This window comes from Haloterrigena sp. KLK7 (assembly GCF_037914945.1).
Taxonomy (GTDB): Archaea; Halobacteriota; Halobacteria; order Halobacteriales; family Natrialbaceae; genus Haloterrigena; species Haloterrigena salinisoli.
Genome location: NZ_CP149787.1, coordinates 3294283 through 3312409 on the forward strand (window position 1 = coordinate 3294283; position 18127 = coordinate 3312409).

At 66.8% G+C, this 18127-nt stretch carries 18 protein-coding genes; 11 read left to right on the forward strand and 7 right to left on the reverse strand.

Features of this window, described 5'->3' with window-relative positions; genetic code table 11:
• Positions 1-132 precede the first annotated feature (132 nt).
• Positions 133-690: a DUF5806 family protein gene (locus WD430_RS16320; RefSeq protein WP_339103481.1), complete on the reverse strand. Its 558-nt coding sequence runs from the start codon at positions 688-690 to the stop codon at positions 133-135.
• Between the two features lie 321 nt (positions 691-1011).
• Between WD430_RS16320 and WD430_RS16325 the strand changes: the two genes are divergently transcribed.
• On the forward strand, positions 1012-1242 hold the full coding sequence (locus tag WD430_RS16325) for a ribbon-helix-helix domain-containing protein (RefSeq protein ID WP_339103482.1): 231 nt from the start codon (positions 1012-1014) through the stop codon (positions 1240-1242).
• A 105-nt stretch (positions 1243-1347) separates the two neighbouring features.
• Here WD430_RS16325 and WD430_RS16330 read toward each other — a convergent pair whose 3' ends face one another.
• On the reverse strand, positions 1348-1719 hold the full coding sequence (locus WD430_RS16330) for a hypothetical protein (protein ID WP_339103483.1): 372 nt from the start codon (positions 1717-1719) through the stop codon (positions 1348-1350).
• 73 nt (positions 1720-1792) lie between these two features.
• Complete coding sequence (locus WD430_RS16335; RefSeq protein ID WP_339103484.1) at positions 1793-2146, reverse strand: four-helix bundle copper-binding protein; 354 nt, start codon at positions 2144-2146, stop codon at positions 1793-1795.
• A gap of 300 nt (positions 2147-2446) precedes the next feature.
• Between WD430_RS16335 and WD430_RS16340 the strand changes: the two genes are divergently transcribed.
• Together WD430_RS16340 and WD430_RS16345 are read left to right on the forward strand one after the other, a co-directional pair.
• Complete coding sequence (locus WD430_RS16340; protein WP_339103485.1) at positions 2447-2758, forward strand: hypothetical protein; 312 nt, start codon at positions 2447-2449, stop codon at positions 2756-2758.
• On the forward strand, positions 2755-3336 hold the full coding sequence (locus WD430_RS16345; protein ID WP_339103486.1) for an ArsR family transcriptional regulator: 582 nt from the start codon (positions 2755-2757) through the stop codon (positions 3334-3336). Before WD430_RS16340 ends, WD430_RS16345 begins: the two co-directional genes overlap by 4 nt.
• A gap of 50 nt (positions 3337-3386) precedes the next feature.
• On the opposite strand, the gene WD430_RS16350 is transcribed toward WD430_RS16345, so the two are convergent.
• Both WD430_RS16350 and WD430_RS16355 read right to left on the reverse strand, forming a co-directional pair.
• Positions 3387-4124: a sugar phosphate isomerase/epimerase gene (locus WD430_RS16350; protein WP_339103487.1), complete on the reverse strand. Its 738-nt coding sequence runs from the start codon at positions 4122-4124 to the stop codon at positions 3387-3389.
• 83 nt (positions 4125-4207) lie between these two features.
• Positions 4208-5668, reverse strand: coding sequence for a DEAD/DEAH box helicase family protein (locus WD430_RS16355; protein WP_407067126.1), 1461 nt, complete (start codon positions 5666-5668; stop codon positions 4208-4210).
• A 105-nt stretch (positions 5669-5773) separates the two neighbouring features.
• Here WD430_RS16355 and grpE point away from each other — a divergent pair, with 105 nt between their 5' ends.
• Positions 5774-6871, forward strand: coding sequence for a nucleotide exchange factor GrpE (grpE, locus tag WD430_RS16360; RefSeq protein ID WP_339103489.1), 1098 nt, complete (start codon positions 5774-5776; stop codon positions 6869-6871).
• A gap of 201 nt (positions 6872-7072) precedes the next feature.
• Positions 7073-9007, forward strand: a complete 1935-nt coding sequence (gene dnaK, locus WD430_RS16365; RefSeq protein ID WP_339103490.1) for a molecular chaperone DnaK — start codon at positions 7073-7075, stop codon at positions 9005-9007.
• A 286-nt stretch (positions 9008-9293) separates the two neighbouring features.
• Here dnaK and WD430_RS16370 read toward each other — a convergent pair whose 3' ends face one another.
• Positions 9294-9716, reverse strand: a complete 423-nt coding sequence (locus tag WD430_RS16370) for a hypothetical protein (RefSeq protein ID WP_339103491.1) — start codon at positions 9714-9716, stop codon at positions 9294-9296.
• A gap of 608 nt (positions 9717-10324) precedes the next feature.
• Here WD430_RS16370 and dnaJ point away from each other — a divergent pair.
• The 4 genes from dnaJ to WD430_RS16390 all read left to right on the forward strand — a co-directional run bounded on the left by dnaJ (position 10325) and on the right by WD430_RS16390 (position 13791).
• Positions 10325-11497 (forward strand): molecular chaperone DnaJ, encoded by a 1173-nt coding sequence (gene dnaJ / locus WD430_RS16375; protein WP_339103492.1) that lies wholly within the window; start codon positions 10325-10327, stop codon positions 11495-11497.
• A 268-nt stretch (positions 11498-11765) separates the two neighbouring features.
• Positions 11766-12170, forward strand: a complete 405-nt coding sequence (locus WD430_RS16380; RefSeq protein ID WP_339103493.1) for a carboxymuconolactone decarboxylase family protein — start codon at positions 11766-11768, stop codon at positions 12168-12170.
• 145 nt (positions 12171-12315) lie between these two features.
• The gene (locus tag WD430_RS16385) at positions 12316-12912 is read left to right on the forward strand and encodes a DJ-1/PfpI family protein (RefSeq protein WP_339103494.1); all 597 of its coding nucleotides are present in this window, start codon (positions 12316-12318) and stop codon (positions 12910-12912) included.
• Positions 12913-13032: 120 nt separating this feature from the next.
• A complete protein-coding gene (locus WD430_RS16390; protein WP_339103495.1) occupies positions 13033-13791 on the forward strand; it encodes a hypothetical protein in 759 nt (252 codons plus the stop codon).
• 311 nt (positions 13792-14102) lie between these two features.
• Here WD430_RS16390 and WD430_RS16395 read toward each other — a convergent pair whose 3' ends face one another.
• Positions 14103-15677, reverse strand: a complete 1575-nt coding sequence (locus WD430_RS16395) for an FAD-dependent oxidoreductase (RefSeq protein ID WP_339103496.1) — start codon at positions 15675-15677, stop codon at positions 14103-14105.
• Positions 15678-16054: 377 nt separating this feature from the next.
• Between WD430_RS16395 and WD430_RS16400 the strand changes: the two genes are divergently transcribed.
• Together WD430_RS16400 and hpt are read left to right on the forward strand one after the other, a co-directional pair.
• Positions 16055-17416 carry a sodium:calcium antiporter gene (locus tag WD430_RS16400; RefSeq protein ID WP_339103497.1) on the forward strand — a complete coding sequence of 454 codons (1362 nt, stop codon included), beginning with the start codon at positions 16055-16057 and terminating at the stop codon, positions 17414-17416.
• Between the two features lie 71 nt (positions 17417-17487).
• A complete protein-coding gene (gene hpt, locus WD430_RS16405; protein WP_339103498.1) occupies positions 17488-18033 on the forward strand; it encodes a hypoxanthine/guanine phosphoribosyltransferase in 546 nt (181 codons plus the stop codon).
• Positions 18034-18127 lie beyond the last annotated feature (94 nt).

An 18127-nucleotide genomic window follows, 5' to 3' on the forward strand; every position in this document is an offset into this window, starting at 1 on the left:
CCGACGTCACTGCCTCGAGCGGAATTCCGCGCACCGACGGTCAGTCGTCCCGTTTCGCTCGGAACGTCGTCCCATCAGTCGAGATCGGTACTGCCTCGGTACGGGTCTCGTGATCACCTCGTCGAACTCGTTTCACTCCGAGTCGATCGCGTCCTCGCCGAGCCGCTCGCCGCAGTTCGGACAGCGGTCGTAGCGGAGGTCGCGGCTCGCTCGATGGACCGCTTCCATCGCGTTCCGGATCCGTTCGTCGGCGTCCAGTTCCGTCTGGTGAGAGAGGGAGGCCCCTTCGACTTCGATCAGGAACCGCGCGATCTCCGTCGCCTCGTAGGCGATGTCGTCTATCTCGTCGGCCGTGAAGAAATCGGCGTAGGCGCCGTAGAGGAACGTCGCGCCCGCTTCGCGAACCTTCTCCTCGAAGGATCGCCGCGTCTGATAGACGGACTGGCGCGTGTACCGGTCGTCCATGAAGGGAACGAGGTCGGGGAGGTTCTCACCGAGAGTCGTCATCTCGACGCCCGTCCCGGTCCGAAAGTCGGCACAGAGGCGAGCGATCGCCCATTCGCGGGCCGTGAAGGCCACTCGATCGCGAAGGAACTCGTTGACGCGGTCGTAGTCGGCGCCCTCGAGTCGCTCGAACCGATCGGTATCGGTCGCACTGCTCGTCGCGGATGAATGCGTGTCTTCGGGCATGGTTGTTTTCTGCGGTTGCCCGCGTCACGTACACGGGTTCGACGACGATAACGCTGTCCGTCGGGCACCGTATCGGCCGATGCGTTCCATCGTTTCGGGGCCGAGCGACCGATAATTCCCGGCGTCGAAATGCCGCTTCTTTCGGTTCGCTCGCCTCGAGACCGCCAGTTTCACTTTCACTGTGGTACGCGAGTCCTTTTTACCGGCCATCCCCTCCCCGACACATGGTCCTCACGAAAACGAGCACGGGACTCGCAGTCACGGGAGCAGCGACGAGAGCGGGGTCGCGATCGGATCGCGATCGGAACGAGGTGATCGCCGGTGTCGCGTAGTTCGTCCGACGAGATCGCGGCCGACCCGAACCACTCCCGCGCGGAGAACGGCCCGACCCTCGAGCGAGTGACGTTCCGGGCCACTGACGACCAACTCGCGGCCCTCGAGTCCCTCGTCGACGACGGCGTCTACCACTCCCGGAGCGAAGCGCTCCGGGCCGGCGTGCAACAGCTCCTCGAGCGACACCGGGACGCCGGAACCGACGGAGAGAGCCGGTAGGGTTCGTTCTCGAGAGGGCGGCTTTCGGATGCGGCGGGTGTCGGGTGGGGGTTCAGACGGCGAGGGGTGCAGTCGACGGGCGGTTCGGTATCGCCTCGACGGGCCCTATTCGGCCGTCGCACGGACGGACCGCTCGCGCTCGGCGGCCGAAACGTACGCGTCGTAGCCGCCGAAGCTCGTCACGACGGTCCCCGTGACGACGTCGTTCCACAGCGGCAGTCCCTCGAGGCCGAGAGCGAACGGGGCGAGGAGGAGCCAGAGCCCGAGGAGCGCGACGACCGTCGCACCGGTCGCGCTCGGCGGCCGTCGATCGTCGGTCCCGAGATGGGTGTAGCCGACGGCGAGCAGCACCAGTGTGCCGACGATGACGTCGTTCCAGCGACTGACCGGCGGCGCGCCGAAGACGAACGGGGCCGCGATCAGCCAGCAGCCGAGTATCCCGCTCCCGCCGGCGGTCAGTTTCGTCGTCGCGTACATGATCCGGGCTCGTGACTCGATGGGCGACGGTCAGCGCTCGCACTTATCGCGTCGGCGCGCGCGGTCGGTCCGCTCAGGCCGACGCCATGTCTCGGCAGGTCTCCGCGCAGTCCCGGAGGGCGTCCGCACAGACCTGACAGTGTTCGGCGTCGTGGCGTTCGCACTCCTCGGCGCACTCTTCACAGGCGCCGGCGCAGGCTTCGGCGAGTTGCGCGCTGTAGTTCGAGTCGCGAGCCATGAACCGCGCGTGCATCGTCGTCAGGTCGGCGACGTCTCGGCAGAGCCGGAGACACTCGGCCATCTCCTCGCCCTCGCCGGCGCACTCGTCGGCACACCACTCGCACGCCTGAGCGGCTTCGAAGCAGTTGTCGATACAGTCCTGCATCTCCTCGTTCTCGCTGATGTGGTCGATCTGAGTCAGTGCCATTGCGATCGAACGGTCGTCGGCGACCGGCTTTGTTATCCACCGGCCACGAGGAACCGACCGAACGGTGAGGGGCGATACGCGCGGCCGGAACCGCGGAATGTCCGATCGGTGAGGGGCGGTTCACGGACCATTACCGCGGGTGTGACGGCGGGTTCGTCGGCGGATCACTGCCGACTGCGACCGATCTCGTTCCCAGCCGTGACCGATCTCGTTCCGCGTCGGAGCGGCATCCGATCCGGTCGCCGCACCGATGAAATACCATGCCGCAATTTAACGACCGCCGGAACTGAAGCCCGCGGTGTGACTCACTCCGTCGTCCACCTCCTCGGCGTCCCGTTCGCGATCATCGCCGGCACCGGAGCCGGGGTGTTCGCGCTCCTGTCGTGGGGGATCTTTCGGGACTCGCCCTTCGGCACGGCGATCGCGCTCCTCTCGGTCGGGATGGTCGCGCTGACGATGTACCACACGATGTTGCTCGTCGTCGAGCCGGCGTCGCCGGTTCTGGACGTTCTCCGAAGCGCGGCGAACACGATCGTCGCGATCTTCATCGGCCTGCTGATACTCCGACACCGGCAGCTCCGCCGCGATCGATCGGGAGGTGGGGTCGCGTGAACGGACTGAGCCCCTTCGTCGGCTACAACCTGGCGATCGGCGTCGTCGTCGCCCTCGAGCTCCTGTATCTCCTCTCGCTCGAGGAGTCGGTGACGGCCTACCGTCGGTTCGTGCTCGTCACCGTCGCCGGGCTAGTGCTGGCCGTGATCGGCGGGCCGATCGTCGAGCTGGTCGCGCCGCAGCTCGTCCACTGGGTTCACGGCACAGCGGCGTTGCTGGTCATCTTCGGCCTCTACGATCCCGTGACGAACGACGTGCGGACGACGGAGTGGGAGCGCGTGCTGTTGACCGAGCCGTCGCGGATCCGGCGACCGGCCGAGTGGATGACGCCGATGGACGACGAGGTCCTCGGCGCGCTCCACGGCACGGATCTCGTACTGACGCCGGCGGTCGTCGCCTTCAACACCGGGTTCAGCCGGAAGGAAGTGAACCGCCGCCTGATCGAACTCGCGGATCACGGGTTCGTCGAAAAGGTCGAACGGGGGAAGTACCGACTGACGCGACGCGGAGAGCAGTACCTCCGAGGACAGCTCTCGGCGACCTCGTCGTCGGACGCCGAAACGGGCGTTCGGGGATGAGCCGCTCGGCGAGTTCGACGTTCCGACGGCTCGCACCTGATCGGCCGCGATTACTCGCGAAATTTCGAGAGCGTCCGGGCCCCGCGTGCGAGCGAGGCGGCGGGATCCGACGGCTCGTCGTGCTCGTAGAGCAGCCACTCGGCGCCGGCGTCGCGGGCCGCCGCCGCGCAGGCGTCGACGTCGACCTCGCCGTCGCCCAGTTCGACCGGCCGGCCCTCGGCCACGTCCTTGAGGTGGACCAGCGGAGCTCGTCCCTCGAGTCGCTCGAGTAACGCGGTCGGATCGCGGCCGGCCGCGGCCGCCCAGCCGACGTCGAGCTCGATCAGCAGGGAGGCATCGGTCTCGTCGATCAGGAGGTCGAACGCGCTCCGGTCGTCGCCCTCGAGCGGGACGAACTCGTGGTCGTGGTTGTGATACCCCAGCGCGAGCCCGCGCTCCGCGAGTCGATCGGCCAGTTCCGAGAGCCGGGCCGCAGTCTCTCGGACGGCCGCCGCGCTCTCGAAGTGACCGTCGCCGAGATACGGGACGACGACCCGATCGCAGTCGAGAGCCGCGCAGGTTTCGGCCACGCCGTCGAGGTCGTCCTCGAGCGCGTCGATTCCGACGTGGGCGCCGGCGACCTCGAGGTCGACGTCCTCGAGGACGGCGGCGACTTCCCGCGGAGCGGTTTCACCGAAGCCGGCGAGTTCGACGCCGTCGAACTCGGTCTCGGCGACGCGGCGGAGCAGCGTCGGGAGTTCGTCCTCGAGGCCTCGTAGCGTGTACAGCTGGATCCCGGTTCGGACCATGTCAGCGAGCTATCGCGCCGCGGGGGAAAGACCGTCGCATTTCGGCGTCGCTGACGCGACCGTGCGCCGTCGACGCCGACGAGTCACCGGTCTCGACGCCGTCCCGCGATCCGTTCCTCGCCGGTGTCCTCGGCGACGACCTCGTAGAGGAGCGCGCGACCGCCGTCGGCTTTCGGACGGAGGATCCGGCCGAGTCGCTGGGTGAACTCCCGCTCGCTGCCGCTGCCCGAGAGCACCACCGCGACCGACGCGTCGGGCACGTCGACCCCCTCGTCCAAGACGTTCGAGGTCGCGATTCGGGTGTACGTCCCCTCGCGGAAGCGCTCCAGGATCTCCCGTCGCTCCGCCGTGCCCGTCTGATGGGTGATCGTCGGAATCAGAAACCGCTCGCTGACGTCGTACGCGAGGTCGTTGTGGGCCGTGAAGACGATCGTCCGCTCGCCGCGGTGGTCGTCGAGGATCCCCTCGAGGGCCTCGAGCTTCGCCTCGCTGCCGAACATGATCTCTCGCGCGCGCTGGCGAGCGAGCAGGGCCTCGCGGGCCTCCGGGTCCGATCCCGACCGCTTGACCAGTTCCTGGTAGTCGGAGCCGCTCTGCATTTGAATTCCCGAGCGCGCGAGGTAGTCGGTGAACACCTCTTGATTGCGCTCGTATGCCTCGCGCTCCTCGGGAGTGAGTTCGACCGCGAGGCGCTTGATATCGTAGTTCGCCAGGTGGTCGCCCGCTAATTCGTCGGCCCCGACGCGGTGGACGAGCGGACCGACGATCCCCTCGATCACGTCGTGGGCACCGTCGGGACGTTCGAACGTCGCCGTGAGTCCGAGTCGGGCGGGCGCCGCGAGCAGGCGCGCGATCTCGCGGTAGCCCTCGCCGCCGAGGTGGTGGACCTCGTCGAAGACGACCAGCCCGAACCGGTCGCCGACCGAGTCGGCTTTGAGGTACGCCGAGTCGTACGTCGAGACCGTGATCGGCTCGAGGCGCTGCTCGCCGCCGCCGAAGCGTCCGATCGGGCACTGAAACTCCCGCTCGAGTTCCCGCTGCCACTGCTCGAGCAGGTCGATCGTCGGGACGACGACGAGCGTCGGGGTCGAGAGCCGCTCGATCGCCTTCAGCGCGATGACCGTCTTGCCGCTGCCCGTCGGGAGTTCGAGGACGCCCGCGGGCGCGCTGGAGAGCGAGTTCCGGTCGGAGTCGACGGCGGCGTCCGCCCAGCGGTCGGTCTCGAACCACGCCGACAGCGCCTCGCGTTGGTACTCGCGGAGTTCGTACGCCGAGCGGAGGTCGGTCGGGGACTCGAGTGCGAGCACCCGATCGTCGATCCGGTCGGGATTCGCGGTCGCGTCCGCCAGCGCCGCCCGGAGATCGGCGTAGCGAAACGCGGGGACGCGCCGTCCGTCAGTGCGCGGATCGGCCGCGAGATCGGGAACCGACTCGCGAACGGCGGCGAGAGGGGCTCCCTCGAGGCCGTCGATCCGGACGGTGCCGTCCTCGTACCGGAGCGCGATCGACGTCGAATCCGTACGGTCGTCCTGGGGCCGCGTCACGGTCTCCACTCGCGGCCGGACGACCAAATACTGTCGGACCGGCGACGGTCGGCCGGCGACCACCGTACCTCAACCCTTTTATTACCGCTGTTCGTTGACAGCCACATGAGCGAAGACGAGGACACGGACGCTACCGCCCGGGGTGTCCCGTCCGAGGACAACTCCGGCGACGCCGATTCGTCCGACAGCGCATCGACGACGGACGCCGACGAATCGACCGTCGAGGCCGACGCGCCGGCGACGGACTCGTCGGCCGGCGGCGAGGACTCGGAGGGGCACGCGGGCGACGAATCGAGCGCGGACGCGACCGACGGGACGGCGTCGCGACCCGAAACGAGCGACGACGTCCAGCAACTCCTCGATCGGGTCACTGAGTACGACGACGAACTCGCGCACAAGGTCAACGCCATCGTCGAGGAGGCCCGCGACCTGAACGGGACCGTCTCCGACCAGCGCGAGGAACTCGAGGACCTGACCGAGCGCGTCGAGGAACAGGCCGCCACGATCGAGGAACTCCAGGACGAGCTCGAGGCCAGAGAGGAGCGACTCGAGGAGACCGAGGACGAGGTCGAGGACTTAAAGAGCCGACTGAAGCGCAAACAGGCGGACTTCCAGAACTACAAGAAACGCGCCAAGAAGCGCCAGGACCAGATCAAAGAGCGCGCGACCGAGGACCTCGTCGAGCGACTGCTCGGCGTCCGGGACAACCTGAAACGCGCCCTCGAGGAGGACAGCGACGATGCCGACAGCCTGCGCGAGGGCGTCGAGATGACCCTCAGGGAGTTCGACCGCATCCTCGAGGACGAGAACGTCTCCGAGATCGACCCCGAGCCCGGGACCGAGACCGACCCGCAGCGCCACGAGGTCATGATGCGCGTCGACAGCGCCCAGCCCGAAGGCACCGTCGCCGACGTCTACACGCCCGGCTACGAGATGGGCGACAAGGTCATCCAGAACGCGCAGGTGACCGTCTCCAACGGCGAACTCGAGGGCGAGGACGGCGCCGGCGACGAGGCCGACGGGACGGACGCGACGGACGAGAGCGACGAGGATGCGGACGCCGGATCGACGGCCGATACCGACGGGGACCAGTCGGACGAGTCGACCGACGAGAACGAGGGCGCGATCGAACTCGGCGGCGAGGTCGCAGACGAGGACGACCGGACCGGATCCGACGACGAAGCGACCGCCGACTCGGAGTGAGGTCGTCGATTGGATAGCGATCCAACAATTTTCCCGCTGATTTCGCGTCGATTACCGGTCGATTTCCGGCCGCGGTACGTATTCACATCCTTCCGACTGAGGCCTCGAGAGCGGCGTTCACAGCTGATACGGGATATTTTATTCGGCCCCCGATTTTCCCTAGTAACCTTTAAAACAAAGTGCGCACAATAGCCCTCCACGATGGCGAGCAACAAAATTCTCGGAATCGACCTCGGGACGACGAACAGCGCGTTCGCGGTGATGGAAGGCGGCGATCCGGAGATCATCGTCAACTCCGAAGGCGAACGGACGACGCCCTCCGTCGTCGCCTTTACCGACGACGAGGAGCGCCTCGTCGGGAAACCCGCGAAGAACCAGGCCGTTCAGAACCCCGAAAAGACGATTCAGTCAATCAAGCGTCACATCGGCGAGGAGGACTATACCGTCGAGATCGAGGACGAGGAGTACACGCCCGAACAGATCTCGGCGATGATCCTCCAGAAGATCAAGCGCGACGCCGAGGACTACCTCGGCGACGAGATCGAGAAGGCCGTCATCACGGTCCCGGCGTACTTCTCGGACCGACAGCGCCAGGCGACCAAGGACGCCGGCGAGATCGCCGGCTTCGAGGTCGAGCGCATCATCAACGAGCCGACGGCCGCGTCGATGGCCTACGGCCTCGACGACGACTCCGACCAGACCGTCCTCGTCTACGACCTCGGGGGCGGGACGTTCGACGTCTCTATCCTCGATCTCGGCGGCGGCGTCTACGAGGTCGTCGCGACCAACGGTGACAACGACCTCGGTGGCGACGACTGGGACGAGGCGATCATCGACTGGCTCGCCGACGAGTTCGAGGAGGAACACGGCATCGACCTCCGCGACGATCGACAGGCCCTCCAGCGGCTCAAGGACGCCGCCGAGGAGGCCAAGATCGAACTCTCCTCGCGCAAGGAGACCGAGATCAACCTGCCGTTCATCACGGCGACCGACGACGGCCCGATCCACCTCGAGGAATCCCTGACGCGGGCCAAGTTCGAGTCGCTCACCAGCGACCTCATCGACCGCACCGTCGAGCCCACCGAGCAGGCCCTCGAGGACGCGGGCTACGAGAAGGACGACATCGACGAGGTGCTGCTGGTCGGCGGCTCCACGCGAATGCCCCAGGTCGAGGAGAAAGTCGAGGAGCTGACGGGCAAGGAGCCCCAGAAGAACGTCAACCCCGACGAGGCCGTCGCGCTGGGCGCGGCGATTCAGGGCGGCGTCCTCGGCGGCGAGGTCGACGACATCGTCCTGCTGGACGTCACGCCCCTCAGCCTCGGTATCGAGGTCAAGGGCGGTCTCTTCGAACGCCTCATCGAGAAGAACACGACGATTCCGACCGAGGAGTCGAAGATCTTCACGACCGCGGCGGACAACCAGACCTCGGTGCAGGTTCGGGTCTTCCAGGGCGAGCGCGAACTGGCCGAGAAGAACGAACTGCTCGGTGAGTTCCACCTGACCGGCATCCCACCGGCGCCCGCCGGAACGCCCCAGATCGAGGTCACGTTCTCCATCGACGAGAACGGGATCGTCAACGTCTCCGCCGAGGACAAGGGCAGCGGCGAGAGCGAGGAGATCACCATCGAGGGCGGTGCCGGCCTCTCCGACGCGGAGATCGAGAAGATGCAGGAGGAAGCCGAGAAACACGCCGAGGAGGACAAGCAGAAGCGCGAGCGCATCGAGGCTCGCAACACCGCCGAGGCGACGATCCAGCGCGCCGAGACCCTCCTCGAGGAGAACGACGAGGAGGTCGACGACGACCTCCGCGCCGACATCGAGGCCGCGATCGAGGATCTCGAGGAGACGATCGACGACGGCGACGCCGACGCCGAGGACATCGAGGCCGCGACCGAGGACCTGAGCAAGGAGCTCCAGGAGATCGGCAAGCAGATCTACCAGGAGGCCGGCGCCGCGGGCGCTGGCGGCGCTGGTGGTGCGGCCGGTGGCGCCGCGGGCGGCGCTGCGGGCGCCGGCCCCGGCGGCATGGGCGGCGGTCCGAACCCCGGTCCCGACGCCGGCGCTGCTGCCGGCGGCGAGGACGAGGAGTACGTCGACGCCGACTTCGAAGACGTCGACGACGAGGACGAGGACTGAAAGGACGAGTTCGAGTCGTCGGCTCGGAAGACGAACGAAGTGAGTCTTCCGTAGTTTCGAAAAGTGAGCGAAGCGAACTTTTCGAAGTAGACGACGAGTAAGTCGTCGTCTGCAGCCCGTCAGACGTAGTCTGACGACGTCGACGACGAGGCCGAAGACGACGAGTAACGAGTGGAGCCTGCTTCACTGTTTTTCGTCGCGCTGTTCGTTCCAGATCGATCGACCGTCAGAATCGGGGTTGTGGGCCGTGTTGCAACGTCGGTCTGCGGTACAGTCCGGGTAGTGGTTAGAGCCACCCATCCGCTTCCGTGACGTCGATGCCGTGCCGTCTGAAAAGCTGCTTCCCGGTCTCGTACGCGGACTCGGTCCCGGCATAGAGGCGGGACGGAAGCATGACGTAGCGACGCTTTCGCTCGTCGTCGGCGTTGTACCGAACGACGAACCGGGGCCGCGTTAGGATCGTATTCCCTTCCCTAGCGATCACGGAGTCGATAGCATCGATCGGAATCTCCTGATCGTCAGTGAAGTTGTACTTCCGCGCACGGTACTTCGCTACGGTGAATCCGCCCAGTAGTAACAGTACGAACGCGGTACCAGCCCACGGAACGGCCGCCCCTAGCCAGACCAACCCGCCGATGAGGACGAGATAGAGGACAATAATGCCGAGCCGCCGCCGCAGGCTCCCCCGTTTTAGTATCCCCTCGTACATCGTGCGCAAGTTCCGCCTAGACTGGTGTGTCAGCCGAACAGTGTCACTATCAACGAGGCATCGACCAGTTTTCGTCCGAAACGAGTCGGCGTCCTCAGTTCTCGTGATAGACATGTGCAACCCTCTTAGGTGTATTTTCGAGTTGAAGGATATAAATAATTTCTAATATTAACGGTATGGAAGATCGAGACGTAGCACACAGTCGAATACTCGAGTCTCAGTTTCGGAAGCTAACCGTGTGCGGTACGTATCCGTCACCCTCGGAAAACGAAGGTGGGATGAATGATGGTACGTGAGTCTTCTATCGCTTTTGAGTTACCGTAGCGGTCGAGGTACAAGCGCTGCACCCGCGAGCGACCGGAAGCGCGGCGCTACGCGCCGCGGAAAGACGAACGGACGAAGCCCGTGAGTCAGGGAGCGAGCGGCCTTTTTAGCGTAGATTTTTGCGCCAGCGCGGGACCGAAGGTCCCGCGGGCCGTGCGAACGGGCGCGAAGCGTCCGTGAGCAGACGAGCGGTGAGTGAACGAAGTGAACGAACCCGAGGCGGAAAAAGGTACTTCTGGAACGTTCGTTTCAAGTGTCTCAATCGAGTATCGGTTTGACAACGAATGAGCGAGGACTTCTACGACGTACTCGGTGTGGACCAGGACGCGTCCGCCGAGGAGATCAAACAGGCCTACCGGCAGAAGGCCACCGAATATCATCCGGACGTGAGCGACGACCCCGACGCCGAGGAGAAATTCAAGAAGATCCAGAAGGCGAAGAAGGTCCTCACCGACGAGGAAAAGCGAAGCGCGTACGACCGCATGGGCCACGACCGCTACGAGCAGGCCGAGAAACACGGCTTCGACGCCAGCGAGGGCGGCGCCGGTGCCGGCGGAATGGGCGGCGGCCCGTTCGGCGGCATGGGCGGCGGTGGCGGGATGGGCGGCGGCGGGCTCGGCGACATCTTCGAGCAGGTCTTCGGCGGCGGTGGCGGCGGCCGCGGGCGCCGGCGACCGCGCAAGGGTCGGGACCTGCGGACCGAACTCGAGATCGACCTCGAGGAGGCCTACGAGGGCGCCCAGAAGCAGTTCACCGTCGAGCGGCCCGAGGAGTGCGACGTCTGCGAGGGCGAGGGCCACCCGCCGGAGGCGGACTCCCAGACCTGTCCGGAGTGTCAGGGCCGCGGCCAGGTGACGCAGGTCCAGCAGACGCCGCTGGGACGGGTCCAGCAGACGACCGCCTGTCCGCGCTGTGAGGGCGACGGGACGCTGTACTCCGAGACCTGCGACGAGTGTCGCGGCGAGGGCTACGTGCGCAACGAGGCCACCCTGACCGTCGAGGTCCCGGCGGGCATCCAGGAGGGTCAGACGCTCCGGATGGAACGCGAGGGCGCGCCCAGCCCCGAGGGCGGCCGGCGCGGCGACCTCCTGATCGACGTCTCGGTCCGCGACCACGAGGAGTTCGAGCGCGAGGGCGACGACCTCCGGTATCGGCTCCCCATCTCGTTCCCGCAGGCCACCTTCGGCGACACCGTCGAGATCCCGACGCTGGACGGGACCGTCGAACTCGACGTTCCGGACGGAACCCAGAGCGGCGAGACCTTCCGCCTCGAGGGGAAGGGGATGCCTCGCCTGCGCGGCCGCGGGAACGGCGACCTCTACGTGCAGGTGCAGGTCGTCACCCCCGAGAGCTTAAACGAGGAACAGCGCGAGGCCCTCGAGGCGTTCGCCGAGGCCGGCGGCGACGAGATCGAAGTCAAGGAAGGGTTCTTCGAGAAGATCAAGCGGGCGTTTTAGGTCGGCAATCTGATCCTCGCTTCCCGACGGCACTGCGCCGAATCGTTTCGAATCACTGACGTCGTCGTCCGGTGTTCCCGTCGACGCGTCTCCGCCGGGACCGGTCTTGCGTGCAGTACGACTCGTGGTAACTCTCTAACCCGTGGTATCGGATAGTTGTGTGACAGGTTCATCTCCCCACGGAGCGTAGTTCAGACGGGTTTCCACCGTCGTCGGCGGACTCGAGACCGAGCCCGACCGACGACGAGAAATCCACAGGAGGGAACTCATGGTATCGAACGAAACGCAAGCGGAAATCGAAGAGTATCTCGGGACGGTTCCGAGCTGGATCGACGCGCTCCCGGAGCCGGCCGCCGACCACAGCTGGGGGATCGTCCGCGACCTCCAGCTCGAAGAGACCGAACTCGAGGGGCGAGAGAAGGCGCTGGTCGCCCTCGGCGCGGCGGCGGCGATGCAGTGTCCGTACTGCGTGCACTTCCACAGGGAGGAGGCGAAACTCGAGGACGTGACCGACGACGAACTGTCCGAAGCGATCGGCGTCGCCAGCGGCGTGCGATACTTCTCGACGGTACTCCACGGCGCGGAGATCGACCAGGAGTCGTTCGTCTCCGAGACCGAGGAGATCGTCGACCACGTCAGGGATCAGCGGGCCGCGGCGCCGAGCGACGACTGAACGACCGGGACACCGGTCTCGCGGTATTTCTTCCGAACGCCGTCGGTGCGATCGACTGGAGCGACTCGCCTCCGTCCTATGCGTGGTACGGAAACACCCAACACAGCTATGCCGACTGTCGTCGAACGAACACGTGGGGATACCCATGTCACACAAAATCCTGCTGCTCGCGGGCGACTTCGTCGAAGACTACGAGGTAATGGTCCCGTTCCAGGCGCTCCAGATGGTCGGCCACGAGGTCCACGCCGTCTGTCCCGAGAAGGAGGCCGGCGACGCCTGTCCGACGGCGATCCACGACTTCGAGGGCGACCAGACCTATACCGAGAAGCCGGGCCACAATTTCGAGCTAAATCACGACTTCGACGCCGTCGATCCCGCCGAGTACGACGCCCTCGTCGTCCCCGGCGGCCGCGCGCCCGAGTACCTCCGGACCTACGACGAGGTCCTCGAGATCACCCGCCACTTCTTCGAGGAAGACAAACCCGTCGCGGCGCTCTGTCACGGCGTCCAGATCCTCGCGGCCGCGGACGTCCTCGAGGGCCGAACCTGTACCGGCTATCCGGCGCTCGAGGCCGACGTGACGATTGCCGGCGGCGAGTGGGAAGACGGCGTCACGCGCGACGGCACCCTCGTGACGGGACAGGCGTGGCCGGACCACCCCGAGTGGCTCGCGGCGTTCCTCGACGTGCTCGGCACCGAGATCGATCACGCGGACGCCGCGCCGGCCGCCGCGGACGACTGACGGAGCATCCGCGTCGCGGTCGCCGACTGCAGCATCGTCCACCGTCGTACGACGGCCGTTGACGGCCCCTCGCCGACTCGAGTCGGCGCGCTTTTTTCGCCACGCTTCCCAGCCTCGAGTATGAACGCTGGGACGGTCGACGACCTACTGACTCGCGAACTCCGGGACGATCGCACGGCCTTGGTCGACGCGACGGACCGGGAGTTCGACCACCACTGGCTGTGTACGACCGCGTGGAAGGCCGGGAACTTCCTGCGACACGCGGGCGTTCGCGAGGGCGTCACCGTCGGCGTCGTCGGGGAGACGCCGCTCTCGCTGCTGGCCTTCTTCGGGACGACGCTGCTCGAGGGGACGACGCGGTTCGATCCGCCCGCGGACCTCGCCGACGCCGAGGAGTTCCGGGCGCTCGTGGCGCCGGTTCGGGACCTCGAGTCCGACGCCTACGACCTCCCGCGCGGCGCCCAGCGCGTCGGCTACGGGGCGAAACCCGACGAGCCGGACATCCACCACTTCGACGCCGGCGTCTGGAGCGAGAACCCCGCGTTCCCGCCGCTGGATATCGACCCCGAAACCGCGCTGCTGACCGACGGCGATCGGACGGTGAGTCACGGCGAGGTCCTCGAGGGCGCCGCTGGCGTGGTCGAGGAGTACGGACTCGAGGCAGGGGATCGGGTGGTCGTTCGTGCGCCGCTGGCGGATCCTCGGACCGTCGCGGCGGGCGTTCTCGCGCCGCTGCTGGCTGAGGGGGCCGTCGTGCTCACCGGCGAGACCGAGGAGACGGCGGTCGAACGCGGCGCGTACGCCGTCTCGAGTAATAGGGACGACTCGAACGGAGTTCCCGAACCGAACCGAATCGACGTGAGCGACGTGTCGCTCTGACTCGATTTCGATCTGACTCGGCGGCTCGAGCGATCACTTCTGTTTCGTCAGATTTCGTGACGACTGGGACTACCCTGCTATCGTGGCAACTGGGAGATGCCACATCCTTCCCAGCCGACTCACTCACTTCGTTCGCTCGTCCACTGGAAGACGCTTCGCGTCTTCGAAGCATTCGCTCGTGATACTCGCGAAGACCTCGCGCAGTTTCGTCGCGGGCCTTCGCTATCGCTCAGACCCGCGACAGCGCGCGCCACCGTATGCCCTACACACACCGCGAACGGGCGGTCGAACGGCAATCTCACACGAACCACTCAGAGTTCTCGATACGGCAGGCCCTCGAGCGCGGGCCCCGAGAGCACGTCGCCGTCGTGGGTAAAGCGCGAGCCGTGGCAGGGACAGTCCCAGGTCCGCTCGGCGTCGTTCCACCGGACGAGACAGCCCATGTGCGGACAGACCGCCGAGACCGCGTGGACCGAGCCCTCCTCGTCGCGGTAGACGCCCATCGGGCGTCCGGTCCGGCGAGTAATCTGCCCCTCCCCGGGGGCCGGGATATCGGCGCCGTCGGCGCGGAGCGAGGCGAGGACGGACTTGATGCGGTCGCCGACGAAACTGCCGCCGACTTTCGCGTTCTCCTCGAGGTAGGTCTTGGCGGCCGACTTCGGCGGGAACCGCTGGGGATCGAACACGTCAGCGTGCGGGCTCGAGCCCTCGACGATCAGGTCGGCGAGGATCATCCCCGCGGCGGTGCCGCCGGACATCCCCCAGCCCTTGAACCCGGTGCCGACGTAGACGTGCTCGGAGAAGGGATCGAGCGGCCCGATGAACGGGACCTCGTCGACCGGCGAGTAGTCCATCGTCGACCAGCGGTACTCGATCGACTCGACAGTGAAGTGCTCGCGGGCGAACCGCTCGCAGCGGCGATACCGCTCTGAGGTCGGCGGCCCGCTGACGCTCGGCTTGTGGCTCTGGCCGCCGACGAGGAGGAGTTCCCCCGGTTCGTCGGTGTCGTCCGCCGGTTCCGCGGGCTGCGTTCGAATCGTGGCCGGCGGCGAGGCCGTGTTGTAGTACATCCCCTCGGGTGGCTCCTCGTCGACGCGGACCGCCAGCAGGTAGGCCCGATGGGGGTGCATCCGCGAGAAGTAGCCGGCCCGATCGAAGAAGGGGAAGTGCGTCGCGACCACGACGTCGTCGGCGGCGACCGCGCCGCGTTCCGTCTCGACGCGACAGGGCTCGCCGGGGTCGATATCGACCGCGCGGGTCTCCTCGAAGACGGCGCTGTCACCGTCGTCCTCGTGGATCTGCTCGGCGATCGCGAGCAGGTACTTCCGCGGGTGGAACTCCGCCTGGTCGTCGAACCGAACCGCCCCCTCGGTCTCGAACGGGAGGGGCGTCTCCTCGACGTACGCGGCCGGGAGCCCGAGCCGCTGGGCCGTCTCCGCCTCCGTGCTGACCTGCGAGACGTCGTCGGACGAGGCCGCGTACGTGTAGGCCGGCGTCCGCCGGAAGTCGCAGTCGATACCGTGCTCCTCGACGCGCCGTTCGACGGCGTCGATCGCCGCCTCGTTCGCCTGCGCGTACTGCCTCGCCTTCTCCGGTCCGAACTCGGAGACGAGCGTGTCGTAGATCAGCCCGTGCTGAGAGGTCAGCTTGGCCGTCGTGTGACCGGTCGTGCTCTCGACGATGCGGTCCGACTCGAGGACTGCCACTGTCTTTCCGGCCTCCTGCAACTCGATCGCGGCGGTCAGCCCGGTGATGCCGCCACCGACGACGGCGACGTCCACCTCGAGGTCGCCCTCGAGCGGGTCGTAGTCGGTGGTCGGCGTCGTGGCCAGCCACAGCGATTCCGGGCGCGGGGACGCGGATTCGGGATCGAAATCGTCTGACATGGGGTATCAACGGCTCGTGCTATCGACACTCGGAACAAAAGGGGTGTGGGGTGATAACGCACGGTCGCCTCGCGGGCGGGACGAAAAGAACGGGAGGAGGGCGGCAGCCACCGCCGTCGCGCAGCGTTTCGATTCGGCGGGTCGCTCGAGCGGGGAACGGCAAGGGGTAGGCTTTACTCGCTCCTGGGATAGAGTGCAGCTATGTGCGAGCTGAGGCGGTACAGCCGACACAGCCGGTATCGACGGCGGGGGGCTAGCGGGCCCCTCGGCGCCGACCCGAAGCGACCGACGAACCGCGGTCGAGACGGCGCCGGTTTCGATCCGACCACCGGTCGGAACGGTCCGCCCGGACGGTCGGGCACACGGGGGCGACCGCTGTGAAGAAGCGACTGCTGGGGACGATCGCGGCGGCCGTCGGCCTGACGGCGCCGTGGGTCGCCGTCTGGCTGCTAACCGTCGGTCTCCCCGCGGTCGGCTACGATCCGGCGCTGTCCGCGAGTCTGTCGACGCTCGCGACCGTCGCGGTCAGCGGTGTCTCGATCCTCGGGGCCGCGTTCCTGCTCGCGTGGGCGGCCGAGACCGCCGAGAAGGACGTCCCGAGCGCGTTCGCGATCGCGATCCTCGCGGTGCTGGCGGTCGCGCCGGAGTACGCGGTCGACGCCCTCTACGCCTGGAACGCGGGGCAGTTCGCGGGAACGGAACGCGGGATCGAAGCGGGCAATCTCGCGGTCGCGAACATGACCGGCGCGAACCGCATCCTCATCGGACTGGGCTGGTCCGGCATCGCGCTGTTCACGGTGTTCCGACGCGGTTCGACGGACGATCCCGCCGTCGAGGATCGCGACGGCTACCTGCGGGACGCGGTCTCGATCGATCCCGACATCAGCCTCGAGATCGTCTTCCTCCTGCTGGCGACGCTGTGGGCGTTCCTGGTGCCGCTGAACGGCGGGATCGATATCCTCGACATGCTGGTTCTGGTCGGCATCTACGTCGCGTACATCGCGGTCGTGATCCGCGGCGACGTCGAGCCCGACGACGTTCACACCGGCGTCCCGGCCTATCTCCAGTCGTTTTCCAGACCGCTGCGGATCGCCACCGTCGTCGCGCTGTTCGCGTACTCCGGGCTGGTGATCTTCGTCGCCGTCGAGCCCTTCGCCCACGGCCTCGAGGAACTCGGCACGGCGGCCGGGATTCCGCCGTTCTTCATGATTCAGTGGATCGCGCCGCTGGCCTCCGAGTCGCCGGAACTGATCGTCGTCGCCTATCTGGTGAACAAGGCGCGGTCGACGGCCGGGTTCAACGCCCTGATCTCGTCGAAGCTCAACCAGTGGACGCTGCTCATCGGGACGCTCGTGGTCGTCTACTCGCTCGCGCTGGGCGAGTACGGAGCCCTCGCGTTCGATTCCAAGCAGTCGGCCGAGATCTGGCTCACGGCCGCCCAATCGTTATTCGCGCTCGCCCTCCTGATCGACTTCGAGATCACCGCCCGCGAGGCGATCGTGCTGCTCGTGCTGTTCGTCTCGCAGGTCCTGCTCGAGTTCGCCGTGATCCGGGAGGTCGTCACGCTTCCGATCACGACCTACGAGATGCTCATCGCGTACAGCGTCGTCTACATCGTACTCGGACTGGCGCTGTTCGTCCACCGCCGTGAGGAGTTCCGATACCTCGTCAAGCGGAGCATCGGGACGATAACCAGCGCGTTCCCGGGGCGCGATCGACCGCAGCACGCCGACGACTGAGCGCCGCGGGCCGACCGCTGCGGCGAACCGGAGAACGATCCGTTTTTGCACCGATTCCCCCAATCGGCCGTATGGAGAAGCTCATCGAGTCGCTTTCCGACGCCCCGATCATCGACAAGGACGGCTACGAGTACCTCGTCCACCCGATTAGCAACGGCGTGCCGATGCTCGACCCCGACCTGCTGCGCGAGGTCGTCGTCGAGGTCATGCAGACGGCCGACCTGAACGTCGACAAGATCGTCGCCCCGGAGGCGATGGGGATCCACCTCGCGACCGCCCTCTCCCTGCAGACGGACATCCCGCTGGTCGTGATCCGCAAGCGCCCCTACGGCCTCGAGGGCGAGGTCTCGCTCCACCAGCAGACCGGCTACTCGGAGTCGGAGATGTACATCAACGACGTCGAGGACGGCGACCGCGTCCTCATCGTCGACGACATGCTGTCGACCGGCGGCACGCTGGCGGCCATCTGTACCGCGCTGGACGACATCGGCGCCGACATCGTCGACATCGTGGTCGTGTTGCGGAAGGTCGGCGACTCCGCGCTCGACGACACGAAGTTCGATGCCACGAGCCTGCTCGACATCACCGTCGAGGACGGCGACGTGACGGTCCACTGATCGGCGCTCGTTCGGTTCCCGTCGTTGTCCCGCGAGACCAGTGGGTAGCAGCGGCTCCCCGTCGCTGATATCGGGATTCTATGCACGATAATGG